The sequence below is a fragment of the Thainema salinarum CENA647 genome (assembly GCF_057732415.1).
The window spans coordinates 376,540-388,454 of record NZ_JBYJZJ010000015.1; the positions used below are offsets into that span (position 1 = coordinate 376,540).

Sequence of the window (11,915 nt, forward strand, 5' to 3'; positions counted from 1 at the left end):
AAAGAGTAAAGCGTGAGGCGTGAGGCGCTAAATCTGGACGTAGGGGCGAAGCATTTGGGTTAGAAGTTATAAATATGACTCAAAGGCCGTTGACCAAATGCTTCGCCCTCCTTCGCCCTACCGATGAAATTCAGCAAAGGTACTGGGTGACATCTTCGCCACAGACATCTGCCAGATAACCCAAAGAGCGAAACCGTAAACCGACCAGTTCGTTATAAAGCGGATTGAGTTTGCACAGAACTGGAATATGAACCGTGCGGCCAAATAGAGAAATATCTCGTTCAAAGGGGCAGCAGCAGGGAACAACTCGGCAAACCAGATGAGCAAAATGACGGTTGGTGACTTTAATCTGCTCAACCCAGCGACGCAGCGGTCTGAGTAGGTCAAAGCCAGGTAATTTTCGAGGCTCTGCCGCAACAGATTGGGGATGGGAGTGTGGTGTGAGGAGTACCATAGGTTGGCCTCAGAAATAGCAATTTACGATTTGAATTTTGATGTGCCTTGATCGAAAATCAGCAATCTAAAATCCAAAATCCAAAATATACTTACCAGTCTTCTTGCTCGATCAGCGGCTTATGATCTTCGGCCAGTTCCAATTCGCGACTGAGGCAACCAACTACAAAGTTGGATTCCAGAAAATGCACGGAGTAGATGTAAGCCCGCTGTAGGTAAGTCCCAATGCCGACAATGTAGCCAATGTCGCCTTTCTTCGCCAGATGGAAACCAATATCTTTGCCGGGAAAGGTGCCGTCGTTACGGATCAATTTACGGGTGCGAACACGCTGGCCCATATCAAAAATAGGTGGCCCATCCAGTTCAATTTCTTCGCTGAGTTTCATGAAATTCTCCAGTGAAGGGTCAAATGTAGGGGCGAATGGTATTCGCCTGTACGGGCAAGGTTCAGGTGTAGGGGCGAATGGCATTCGCCCCTAAGGGAGACGAATTAACGAATCAGGTCAAACGAGATATCCGTCTTCGCCGGAATGATCGTCTTGCGATCCAGCTCGTCCAGAATGGTGTTGATAATCCAGTTGAACTGGTTGATCGCACCCTGATAGCCCAACGTCGGATAGCGGTGCATGTGGTGCCGATCAAAAATCGGATAGCCAATGCGAACCAGCGGCGTTTTTGTATCCCGCCAGAGGTACTTACCGTAGGAATTACCAATCAGCAGGTCTACTGGCTCAGTGAACATCAAAGAGCGGAGGTGCCACAGGTCTTTCTTGCCCCAGATGGTAGCTCCTTGGCCGTAGGGGCTGTTAGCTAGTACCTCACGCAGTTCTGTCTCAAACTGTTCATTCGAGTTGGTGACAACAATGTGGACTGGCTCAGCGCCCATTTCGAGTAAGAACTGGGTAATACCAAACACATGGTCAGGATCGCCATAGAGGGCAACCCGCTTACCGTGAATCCAAGCTTGGGAATCGGTCAGCGCATCAACTGCACGGCCCCGCTCTTGCTGTAGCTCTTGAGGAATCGCCTTGCCGGTAACCGCCGACAAAGCCATCAGGAATTCGTCGGTACCCTTAATGCCAAACGGACGGAAGTTGTAGGTTTTCTGGCTCCACTCGGTGGTGATGTACTCCTGAGTCTTCGGCGTCGTATACTTCTGGAAGAAGAAAGTACCTTCAGCATTGATGGAATCACCAGCTTCTTCAAGAGTCGTTAATCCGTTGTACATCTTGAATTCACCCGTATTGGGAGAATCAAACGTATCGGAGTTGTCCGACAGAATGGTGTAGTCGATGCCGAACAGGTTCAGGATGCGCTTCAGCTCGCGGATATTGCCGACGTAGGGATCGAAACCCAGGTTGAAGTTAAACTTACCATTCGTGGTTTCAGCTTTCTTGCCAGCCGTCAGCGTCTTAAGAATGCTGATCAGCATGTTGTCGTAGCCCGTGATGTGGGAACCAACAAAGCTAGGCGTGTGAGCAGCAGGAACGGGCAAGTCCGCAGGAATCATTTCTTCGTTCTTAGCGGTCGTAATGTATGCGCCAATGTCATCCCCGATGACTTCCGCCATACAGGTGGTGCAGAGGGCAATCATTTTAGGCTTATACAGCTCGTAAGAGTTCTGCAAACCCTGCTTCAGGTTGTTGAGGCCACCAAATACTGCCGCATCTTCTGTCATAGAGGAGGAAACAGCTTGGAACGGCTCTTTGTAGTTACGGGTGAGGTGGGTGCGGAAGTATGCGACGCAACCTTGAGAACCGTGGCTGTATGGTAGCGTACCTTCAAAACCGGAAGCGACAAACAGGGAACCGAGAGGCTGACAGGCTTTCGCGGGATTAATAGTCAAAGCTTCCCGAGCGAAATTCTTTTCCCGATATTCCCAGCTTTTCGTCCATTCAGCCACTTCGGCAACTTTTTCAGGGCTATGGGCACCTTCAAACTGGCGCTTGTACTCAAATAGATCCTGATAGGTATCCGTATGGAACAGATCAAAGTGATCCTGGATCTTACCAACTTCCTCTGCTCCGCAGGGAGTCGGAATGTTGTTTTCTTCGTTCTGAGTCATGATGTTCTCCTGAAGGATGAGGGGTGGAGGAGTGAATGAGGGAGAGGAGAGGAATGAGGGGTGGATGGGTGGGAGCGTGGATGGGTGGGAGAGTCTTAATATTCACTTACTCGCCTATCCATCTACCCATCTACCCACCGACCCATCTACCCGTTTACTCATTCCAAGGTGCGTTAATCAAATCCCAGGTTGGATTGTTAATCGCGAGATCCATATCGCGGGCGAAGACTTCAAAGCCGTCGTAGCCGTGGTATGGGCCGGAGTAATCCCAGGAGTGCATCTGACGGAACGGCAGGGCCATCTTCTGGAAGACGTATTTCTCTTTAATACCTGCTGCAATCAGGTCGGGCTTGAGTTGCTTGGCCAGTTCTTCAAACTCATAGCCGCTGACATCGTCGTAGATAACAGTGCCTTCGTCTACATAGTCGGCGGTGCGCTTGTAGTCGTCGCCGTGGCCAAACTCATAGCCAGTACCAATTACTTTCATGCCTAGGTCTTCAAAAGCGGGGATAACGTGGCGGGGGCGCAGACCACCAACCATCATCATCACTTCCTTACCTTCTAGGCGGGGGCCATATTTTTCAACGACAGCATCCATGCGGGCTTGGTACTTCGCGATCACCCGCTCAGCGTTCTCCTGGATGGTTTCGTCGAACTGAGCGGCAATCTTGCGGAGTGACTTCGCGATTTGGGTCGGGCCAAAGAAGTTGTACTCGATCCAGCCGATGCCGTACTTCTCTTCCATGAAGCGGCAGATGTAGTTCATGGAGCGATAGCAGTGGATCAGGTTCAGCTTCGCTAGCGGCGTCATAACCACTTCATTGAAGGTACCGTCACCGGAGAATTGGCAGATGACGCGGAGGCCAATTTCTTCTAGTAACAAGCGGCTGGGCCAAGCATCTCCACCGATGTTGTAGTCACCGATGATGTTGACATCGTAAGGACCAGGTTCGAACCCTTCGGGTAGTTTGCGGTATTCATCAGCTTTGGGCAGTACCCAGTCTCGCACGGTGTCGTTGGCGATATGGTGACCCAGGGATTGAGATACACCCCGGAAGCCTTCGCAGCGAACCGGAACAACGGGCTTGCCGTACTCTTTGGCTTTTTTCTTGGCAACGGCTTCAATGTCGTCTCCGATTAGGCCGACGGGGCATTCTGATTCAATGGTGGTGCCTTGGCTGAGCGGGAAGAGTTCTTCGACTTCGTCGATTAGCTTATCTAGCTTTTTGTCGCCACCAAATACAATGTCCCGCTCCTGGAAGTCGGAGGTGAACTGCATGGTGCCGAAGGTATCGACTCCGGTGGTGCCGATGTAGTAGTTACGACGACCAGACCAGGAGTAGTAGCCGCAACCAACTGGGCCGTGACTGAGGTGAATCATGTCCTTGACTGGCCCCCAGACCACACCTTTCGCACCTGCATAGGCACAGCCACGGGTGGTCATTACGCCGGGAACAGACTTTTTGTTGGACTTCACGCCGCAGTCAGAAGCGCCTTCTTCAGTGACGTTCAAGTGCTTGGAGCGGCTCTTTTTAGCTTTTTCAGGATACGCTTCCAGTACTTCCTGGACGAGCGCTTTTCTGTCTTCTACGGTGGTCATGATGCCCTCTTAGGTAGGGTGGATGAGTGGATACGATAGGTGGGGAAGGGGCAGAAACCGGGTTTCCTAGCTAGTTGATGGTTATAGAAACCCGGTTACTAGATCAGGTAATTAAACAGGTGCTGTTGCTTTATCAGCTGCGATCGCTTTTTCGTACTCTTCGTCACCATTCAACAAACCGAACTCAACGAGGAGATCTTCGAGTTCGTCCATTGAGATGGGGGTGGGGATAACGAGGTTCTTGTTATCCTCAATCTTGCGAGCTAGCGTCCGATATTCTTCAGCTTGCTTGCTGTCTGGAGCATACTCAATGACCGTCATGCGGCGTAGTTCAGCGTGCTGAACGATGTTGTCACGGGGTACATAGTGAATCATTTGAGTACCAAGGCGAGCCGCCAGGGTTTCAATTAAGTCGATTTCCCGATCAACATTACGGCTGTTACAAATGAGGCCGCCTAGACGGACACCACCGGAGTGAGCATACTTGAGAATGCCTCGGGCAATGTTGTTGGCGGCATACATCGCCATCATTTCACCGGAGCAGACAATGTAGATTTCTTGAGCTTTGCCTTCCCGAATGGGCATTGCAAAACCGCCGCACACAACGTCACCCAATACGTCGTAGGAGACAAAATCGAGATCTTCGTAAGCACCTTCTTCTTCTAAGAAGTTAATGGCGGTAATGATGCCTCGACCGGCACAACCAACACCGGGTTCAGGGCCACCGGACTCAACGCACTTAACGCCTTTGTAGCCTTCGAGTAGTACTTCGTCGAGTTCCAGATCCTCGACTGCGCCCCGCTCGGCTGCTAGGTGCAGGATGGTGGTTTGCGCCTTGCTGTGTAGCATTAAGCGAGTCGAGTCTGCCTTGGGGTCACAGCCCACAATCATGATGCGGTGGCGATCAGCCATCCCTGCGATTGTGTTCTGGGATGTGGTGGATTTACCGATACCGCCTTTTCCGTAAAATGCAATCTGTCGCATGAGTGGATTTCTCCGTTTAGGGTTTGTGAGTGGACAATGTGAATGGTGTAGGAGTCAAAATTCACCAGCCAGGAGGAATATGCAGGTTGAATTCTGTTAAGAGATTGAATCGCAACTTTGGGGTCAGGCCGGAGGCGATTGCCCAAAGTGGATGGGGGTTAGGGTGTTCATGGGGGAAGTGAGAGAGTGAGGGAGTGAGGAGTGAGAAAGTGAGGGAGTGAGGAGTGAGGAATTAAGCTTTAGAGTCAGCATTGAGCGTGAGATAGACAAACGCCTCTCGCCTCTCGCCTCACTCCTCACCTCTTCTATCCAGTTATTTCTTGAACCACTAGGGAGGGTAAGACTCGCTCTTGCAGTTTGGCTTCAATGGCGTATTTCAACGTTGCTGTGCTGCTGGCGCAGGAGCCGCAGGCTCCGCGTAGTTTGACGAGGACGCGATCGCCATCGACATCGTGCAGTTCAACATCGCCACCGTCTGCAATCAAGATGGGACGGATTTCTTCGTCCAGTACCTGCTGGATCAGCATGATTTTTTGAATGGTGGTCATGGGAGCCGAGGGGCGAGACTCAGGCTCGATCTCAGCGGCTACGCGGGCGGGCATAGCGGCTCGCTCCTGCTGTACTTCGATCAGGATGTCTTCAATCCCTGCGAGGCAAGACCCACAGCCACCGCCTGCTTTGACGTAATTGGTAACTTGCTCAACGGTCGTCAAGTCGTTCTCGATCGCAATGCGGCGAATCCGGGGTTCTGAGATGCCGTAGCAGGCGCAGATTAGAGTTCCTTCATCGTCTTCGTGATGCTCAACTTCGATGCCGCGATACTTGTAAATCGCTGCTTCTAGCGCCTCTTGCCCCATGACGGAACAGTGCATTTTCGCTTCTGGCAAACCGCCCAGATAATCAGCGATATCTTGATTGGAGATATTAAGCGCTTCGTCGAGGGTTTTACCTTTAATGATTTCTGTCAGTGCCGAAGAAGATGCGATCGCACTGGTGCAGCCAAAGGTTTGAAAGCTAGCATCCAGAATCTGATCCGCTGATACCTGGATTTTGAGATGCAGTCTGAGCGCATCACCGCAGGCAATACTGCCCACTTCGCCGTAAACGACCGCTACATCAGTTTCACTGGGATCTGCATCTGCGATCGCGCCTTGGTTTACGGGATTGTAGAACAGTTCGAGTACTTTTTCGGAATAGTCCCACATGGCAGTTTCAGGGGTAGAGGGTTAGGGTGGATAAGGTAGGTTTTGTAGGGGCAAATGGCCATTTGCCCCTACCGTGCGTAACTAAGACACAACAGCAACGTTTCGTTCTTGCAGCCAGTCGGCTTGGTCGTTGTTAAAGGGAGAGAGTGCCCGGAGTTTTTCGACGATGCCGGGCATTACCGCTAAGACGTGCTGGATGTCGTTTTCAGTGGTGAAGCGAGAGAGGCTGAAGCGGATCGAGCCATGCAGGATGGTGTAGGGTAGTCCCATTGCGGTCAGGACGTGGGATGGGTCGAGGGAGCCGGAGGTGCAGGCGGAGCCGGAGGAGGCGCAAATCTCGTGCTTATTGAGCATGAATAGGATAGCTTCGCCTTCGATGTACTTAAAGCCGATATTAGTGGTGTTGGGTAAGCGCTCGGTGCCGCCGCCATTTACGTCACAGTCTGGAATCATCTCCAGGAGCTGCTTCTCTAGCAAGTCGCGTAGCCAGCGCTCCTGATCCACGTTTTGCAGGTGTTTCTGAGCCAGTTCTGCTGCTTTGCCAAGCGCTACAATGGCAGGTACATTCTGGGTTCCGGCTCGTCGTCCGCGCTCTTGGTGTCCCCCCAAGAGGAACGGACGGAACCGAAAGCCGCGCCGCACATAGAGTGCGCCGATGCCCTTGGGCGCATGGAGCTTATGTCCAGACAACGTCAGCAGGTCAATTGTGCTGTTACTCAGATCAATGGGCACTTTACCCACAGCTTGCACGGCATCCACGTGGAATGTTGCGCCATACTCTTTTGCGATCGCGCCAATTTGTTCGATTGGGAAAATCACGCCTGTTTCGTTATTGGCGTACATGGTGGTGACGAGCGCTGTCCCCCCTGTCATGGCCGCTTCAACTTCCATTAGGTCAAGCTGGCCACGCTTATCGACGGATAGATAAGTAACGGTGTAGCCTTTCTTTTCTAAATGCTTGCATACGTTAAGGATGGCCGGATGCTCGACTGCCGTGGTGACGATATGGCGCTTTTCGGGCTGAGCAGCGAGAGCCGCATGGATAGCGGTATTATTGCCTTCACTGCCGCAGCTATTGAAAATAATTTCGGTATCTTCAGCTCCGAGCAGCGCCGCCACTTGCTCTCTGGCCTGTTGAACTGCCGCACCAACCTGGCCACCGAAGCTGTGCATTGACGAGGGATTGCCGTAAAGGTCGCTTAAATAAGGCAGCATCGCCTCCAGCACTTCCGGATCAACCTGAGTTGTGGCGTTGTTATCCAAATAAATGACCATTACTTCATCTCCGCAGTGAAAACAAATGTGGGCTGGTATTAAAGGCTAGGAACAGGTTTCGGGCTGGTATGAGGCGCGGTGATCAGCCTGCAAATTCTTTAGCGTTTTGGCATAGGTCTCAAACCACTGACGCCAATAGCTTGACTGCTGATTATCGGCTTGTTTCCCTTTCAGTCGCGCCACCATGCGGGTGTAAGACTCGAACCACGTTCTCCAATATTCATTCAGCGGTTCAGTTCTAGATGCCAGCAGGACGGCTTCAACTTCTGTAGTTAGGGCGATACAGCCTTCATTAGTCGGACAAACCGCCCAGCACTGGGGCACTCCATAGGAGCCTTCACACTGATTACAGCGATTGATATCAATCCAGAAACTCATTCCGTCAGTTTGAATCGCTCCCGTAGGGCAAGCAGAGTAACAGCGCTGACAACTAATACAGTCACTTGTAATGGTGTAAGTCATGGCTCAGTTCCTCGTGGTGTGTAAGGGAGAGGCGGGAGAGTGGATGAGTGGGAGAGTAGATGAGTGGATGGGTGGATGAGGTATTAGGTATGAGATTTTAGGCATTAAGTTTTGGGTTGCAGATGTTGCATTCTGGCTAGCACCCAGTAACCCTCCACCCTCCTACTCATCTACTCATCCACCCATCCACCCTCCTACCCATCTACCAAAACCTGTTCGTCATAAAACTGCCGTGCGACCGTCTCAATCACGTCGTAGGCTTCGATTACCGTTAGTCCGGCTTTCTGTAGCTCTTTCTGGGGGCAGGGGCCAACTTTGGCCGCTAGAATCGCTTTACAGTCAGCGATGGTCTTGATGATGCCGTCGAGAGCCGCCTCTTCGCCGTAGCCGCCTTGGCAGTAGTCAGCGACTTTGCGGTGGCCAATAAACTTAGCTTCGGTGGCATCGACTTCGTAAATCATGAACTCTTTGGCGTGACCAAAATGCTGATTTACTAAGCCACCGCCTTTAGTTGCAACAGCAACAAGGACTTTGAGACTTGCCTGGACAGTTGAAGAGCCATTTGCGCCAACGGCTGCCTTTTTCTTCTCTGCAACGGCGGCACGAGTTTGCTCGATGTTGAGATGAATGGCCTGTCGGGTTTCTAGGCTATAGTCTGCCGACATCTCCATGAATTTCTCTTTGGTAAATTCTTGGCTGCGGTCTTCACCTAACAGACCGACGGCATCTGCCCGACACTGGCGACAGTGGCGCATCAGTTTCATGTTGCCGGAGCACTTGTCTTGAACGGTTTTTAGCTCCTTGGGGTTAGGTCCACGTTGACCGTTTAGACCAAAGTACGTGCCGTGCTCCGGAGCCGAGATCAGGGGCATAATGTTATGCAAAAATGCGCCTCGTTCCCGGATAGCTTTATTCACTTCTGGCATGTGCTCGTCGTTAATGCCAGGAATCAAAACGGAGTTCACTTTACAGAGAATATCGGCTTCTTGCAGAGCCTGTAAGCCTTCCATCTGCCGCTCATGCAGGATTTTTACTCCTTCAATGCCGCGATAGCGACGGCGGCGGTAGTGAACCCAGGGATAAATCTTTTCACCAATTTCCGGATCAACCATATTGATCGTGATCGTGACGTGATCAACATTGAGTTGTTTAATCCGATCTACATAATCTGGCAGCATCAAGCCATTGGTTGAGAGGCAGAGCTTGATATCCGGTGCTTTGTCGGCAATGAGTTCGAAAGTACGGAAAGTTTTCTCTGGATTCGCTAATGGATCGCCAGGGCCAGCAATGCCCAGTACCGTCATTTGAGGAATCTTGCCTGCGACCACTAATACTTTATGAGCCGCTTCTTCAGGCGTTAACAGTTCGCTAACCACGCCGGGACGGCTTTCGTTCGCGCAGTCGTATTTACGATTGCAGTAGTTACATTGGATATTGCAAGCGGGTGCAACAGCAACGTGCATCCGGGCATAGTGGTGATGGGCTTCTTCGCTGTAGCAGGGATGCTTCTCGATACGAGCCTTCATCGACTCACTTAGGCCAGTAGCAGTGTCGTTTTTACTGCTGCAGCCGCAGCCGCCGCCAGACTTTTTGACTTCAACTTTTGTTTTAGTCAATGTAATGTCCAGCTCGGGCGTCGCAGCAGGCGCGGAAGCAAGGGCAGAGGGTGGCGGTGGCGTCATTGTTTTTGGTGTAGTAAGGGGCAGGACAGCAATAAAAAGGAAGCAGTGGAAAAAAGAAAGAGAGAAGAAAGAGTGGCGCTACATCAACTAACCGCATCAATACTGTAAATACAGTTGCTTTTCTACAAGGCCAACTTAGCTGTAGACCAAAAATGAGAGACTAGATGATGCAGCGCGTGTGGTTTTAAGAGAGTGCGATGCCTTATCCGATAACCTGAATTTGTTGATAGTGCTTAGCTGAATTAACGGAATCAAATAGACACGATTCAAATAAATAAAGGTGCTCTAACCGAGCCGATTGATCAGGTCTGAATTGATTCCACCGATTTCAACTAACTCTCAAAGACTGGTTGCTCGGCGTTGAACGATTTATAGCAATGGGGCTAGGACGTGCTTTGTCAAAATGCCCGATAAAGTTTATTGAGTAATTAACGCTGTACTCAACCGCTATAACACCTATCAATTCGCAATCAAAAATATTTTTAGGGTCAGGGCACTAGTCTTTTACGAAGGGAGGACTAGTATTTTTTTCACTCGGCCCGATCATTACTGTACTCAGCGCTATTCGCTACACCACAAGGATTTGGCGCAGTTTAAGTACACTTCAAAAAGAGTTGCCGCTGAGTACTCAAATGGACTGATTCTGATAAATTAGCTACAAAATAAATTGGATTGTTTAACAGTCTAAATCGTTGTCTGTATCAGTTCTTTCGATTTCACAATTTCTTTAGTAACAAGCCGCACTTTTTTGTGTTAAACAATGTAACATTGGCAAGTTGAGCTTTAGTGACGCTAGGTCTAGATCTCGTTTGTTTGGGGATGATGCGATCGCAAACGGGAGCACGTCATCCGCTGAGGAGATAAAAATATAATGGAGTGAGTGCCCTTATCGGATCCTGACATGACTCCAGACCAGCGCGACCAAATGCAGCATCACGTCAACGCTTTAGCACAGATCCTCTATGACGACGCCAAGGAACAGGGGATGAGGATGACGAGCTTAGGCGAAATCGAGCAAACGGTCCGTGAGCAAGTGCACCGTCATGTGTCACCCAACTTAGGTCTTTTTTTATCGACACAAGCGTCGGCAAAGATGAAGGAGAAACCCGAAAGCTAACCAGCATCCTTGGCATATTGCAGGTTGGCCGACAGCAGGCCAAGCGGCTTGGAGTCAAGCCCAGAGTCCAGTTCAGCCCCCTGGTCGAGCTGTGTTGTCTGCAGATGGGAGCAACGGTGTCCTTCGTGCAGGCGAGTCGGGATGTTGAACTGCTCACCGGGGTCACCGTGAGCGCCAAGAGTGTCGAGCGCATCGTAGGGCGCAATCCGATTGAGTCATCGGCTCCAGAGGAGACAGTCAAGGAGATGGCTCTCGATGGCGGGATGGTTCGCCTAGTGACTCCGAGCGGAGAGCCCAGCGAGTGGAAGCAGTACAAGGCGGTGCGGCTGGACGGTGACGGTGTGGGTATGGCCTGGTTTGACGACAATGATGCGCTGTTGGCCTGGCTCAGGAGCCTTTGCTGGGCCAGTGTTGTGTTCTGCTTAGGAGACGGACACAGCGGCATTTGGTCGCTCTACCAACAGATGGAGAGGCTCACTCGCCAGGAGGTCTTGGACTGGTATCACCTGATGGAGAACCTGTATAAAGTGGGCGGTTCCCTTCAACGGCTCAACCAGGCCAGACACCTTCTGTGGCACGGTCAGGTCGATGAGGCCAGTGCCCTGTTTGCGGGGCTCAACTCTCAGCAGTCTCAACGATTTGGGAGGTATCTGGAGCGACATCGCGCTCGGATTGTCAACTACAGGTACTACCAGCAAGAGGGGATGCCGATTGGCTCAGGCCCGGTCGAATCACTCATCAAGCAGATTGATGCCAGAGTGCAGGTCGCAGGTGCGCAGTGGAACCCTCAGAATGTTCCTCAAATTCTGGCGCTCCGCTGCGCTTACCTGAACAACCAGCTCAACCTTTATTCTCTCGCCAGCGGATGACGTGCTCCCATCGCAAACAGCACTACTCGTATTCCCACTCATCGTGAATCACTCATATTGAATTTAGACAGGGATTAGCTAGAAATAGGTGCGGCAGCGAATGACCCTCTTTGAGTGTTGGTGCCTTGAATAGCTTACAAAAATCATTATCGGATTCCTACTAGCCAATAGTTGTTAAGGAATGCTGAATTAAATCGAAGGGT

At 51.1% G+C, this 11,915-nt stretch carries 11 protein-coding genes; 2 read left to right on the forward strand and 9 right to left on the reverse strand.

Features of this window, described 5'->3' with window-relative positions; genetic code table 11:
- Nucleotides 1–130: 130 nt before the first annotated feature.
- The 9 genes from AC286M_RS03500 to nifB all read right to left on the reverse strand — a co-directional run bounded on the left by AC286M_RS03500 (nucleotide 131) and on the right by nifB (nucleotide 9,570).
- On the reverse strand, nucleotides 131–454 hold the full coding sequence (locus AC286M_RS03500) for a Mo-dependent nitrogenase C-terminal domain-containing protein (protein ID WP_488203061.1): 324 nt from the start codon (nucleotides 452–454) through the stop codon (nucleotides 131–133).
- Nucleotides 455–545: 91 nt separating this feature from the next.
- On the reverse strand, nucleotides 546–839 hold the full coding sequence (locus AC286M_RS03505) for a nitrogen fixation protein NifZ (RefSeq protein ID WP_488203062.1): 294 nt from the start codon (nucleotides 837–839) through the stop codon (nucleotides 546–548).
- Nucleotides 840–943: 104 nt separating this feature from the next.
- Complete coding sequence (gene nifK, locus AC286M_RS03510; RefSeq protein WP_488203063.1) at nucleotides 944–2,518, reverse strand: nitrogenase molybdenum-iron protein subunit beta; 1,575 nt, start codon at nucleotides 2,516–2,518, stop codon at nucleotides 944–946.
- A gap of 154 nt (nucleotides 2,519–2,672) precedes the next feature.
- On the reverse strand, nucleotides 2,673–4,118 hold the full coding sequence (gene nifD, locus AC286M_RS03515; protein WP_488203064.1) for a nitrogenase molybdenum-iron protein alpha chain: 1,446 nt from the start codon (nucleotides 4,116–4,118) through the stop codon (nucleotides 2,673–2,675).
- 111 nt (nucleotides 4,119–4,229) lie between these two features.
- The gene (nifH, locus tag AC286M_RS03520; RefSeq protein ID WP_488203065.1) at nucleotides 4,230–5,102 is read right to left on the reverse strand and encodes a nitrogenase iron protein; all 873 of its coding nucleotides are present in this window, start codon (nucleotides 5,100–5,102) and stop codon (nucleotides 4,230–4,232) included.
- A 305-nt stretch (nucleotides 5,103–5,407) separates the two neighbouring features.
- Nucleotides 5,408–6,307 carry a Fe-S cluster assembly protein NifU gene (gene nifU / locus AC286M_RS03525; RefSeq protein WP_488203066.1) on the reverse strand — a complete coding sequence of 300 codons (900 nt, stop codon included), beginning with the start codon at nucleotides 6,305–6,307 and terminating at the stop codon, nucleotides 5,408–5,410.
- Nucleotides 6,308–6,388: 81 nt separating this feature from the next.
- Entirely contained in the window at nucleotides 6,389–7,582 is a 1,194-nt protein-coding gene (nifS, locus tag AC286M_RS03530) for a cysteine desulfurase NifS (protein WP_488203067.1), read from the reverse strand.
- A 45-nt stretch (nucleotides 7,583–7,627) separates the two neighbouring features.
- The gene (locus tag AC286M_RS03535) at nucleotides 7,628–8,044 is read right to left on the reverse strand and encodes a 4Fe-4S binding protein (RefSeq protein WP_488203068.1); all 417 of its coding nucleotides are present in this window, start codon (nucleotides 8,042–8,044) and stop codon (nucleotides 7,628–7,630) included.
- A 194-nt stretch (nucleotides 8,045–8,238) separates the two neighbouring features.
- Nucleotides 8,239–9,570 (reverse strand): nitrogenase cofactor biosynthesis protein NifB, encoded by a 1,332-nt coding sequence (gene nifB / locus AC286M_RS03540; protein WP_488203069.1) that lies wholly within the window; start codon nucleotides 9,568–9,570, stop codon nucleotides 8,239–8,241.
- A gap of 22 nt (nucleotides 9,571–9,592) precedes the next feature.
- On the opposite strand from nifB, the gene AC286M_RS03545 reads away from it, so the two are divergent.
- Together AC286M_RS03545 and AC286M_RS03550 are read left to right on the forward strand one after the other, a co-directional pair.
- Nucleotides 9,593–9,817 carry a hypothetical protein gene (locus tag AC286M_RS03545; protein ID WP_488203070.1) on the forward strand — a complete coding sequence of 75 codons (225 nt, stop codon included), beginning with the start codon at nucleotides 9,593–9,595 and terminating at the stop codon, nucleotides 9,815–9,817.
- Between the two features lie 810 nt (nucleotides 9,818–10,627).
- Nucleotides 10,628–11,712 (forward strand): ISKra4 family transposase gene (locus AC286M_RS03550; protein WP_488203071.1). Its coding sequence is split into 2 segments (ribosomal slippage): nucleotides 10,628–10,814 and nucleotides 10,814–11,712, totalling 1,086 coding nucleotides; the frame shifts between segments, so codons are not numbered across the junction.
- Nucleotides 11,713–11,915: the final 203 nt, after the last annotated feature.

Excerpts from the sequence above, each read along its gene's own strand:
- nifS (WP_488203067.1), bottom strand. The coding sequence starts at position 7,582 with ATGGTCATTTATTTGGATAACAACGCCACAACTCAGGTTGATCCGGAA.
- AC286M_RS03535 (WP_488203068.1), bottom strand. The coding sequence starts at position 8,044 with ATGACTTACACCATTACAAGTGACTGTATTAGTTGTCAGCGCTGTTAC.
- AC286M_RS03500 (WP_488203061.1), bottom strand. The coding sequence starts at position 454 with ATGGTACTCCTCACACCACACTCCCATCCCCAATCTGTTGCGGCAGAG.
- nifH (WP_488203065.1), bottom strand. The coding sequence starts at position 5,102 with ATGCGACAGATTGCATTTTACGGAAAAGGCGGTATCGGTAAATCCACC.
- nifD (WP_488203064.1), bottom strand. The coding sequence starts at position 4,118 with ATGACCACCGTAGAAGACAGAAAAGCGCTCGTCCAGGAAGTACTGGAA.
- nifB (WP_488203069.1), bottom strand. The coding sequence starts at position 9,570 with ATGAAGGCTCGTATCGAGAAGCATCCCTGCTACAGCGAAGAAGCCCAT.
- nifK (WP_488203063.1), bottom strand. The coding sequence starts at position 2,518 with ATGACTCAGAACGAAGAAAACAACATTCCGACTCCCTGCGGAGCAGAG.
- nifU (WP_488203066.1), bottom strand. The coding sequence starts at position 6,307 with ATGTGGGACTATTCCGAAAAAGTACTCGAACTGTTCTACAATCCCGTA.
- AC286M_RS03505 (WP_488203062.1), bottom strand. The coding sequence starts at position 839 with ATGAAACTCAGCGAAGAAATTGAACTGGATGGGCCACCTATTTTTGAT.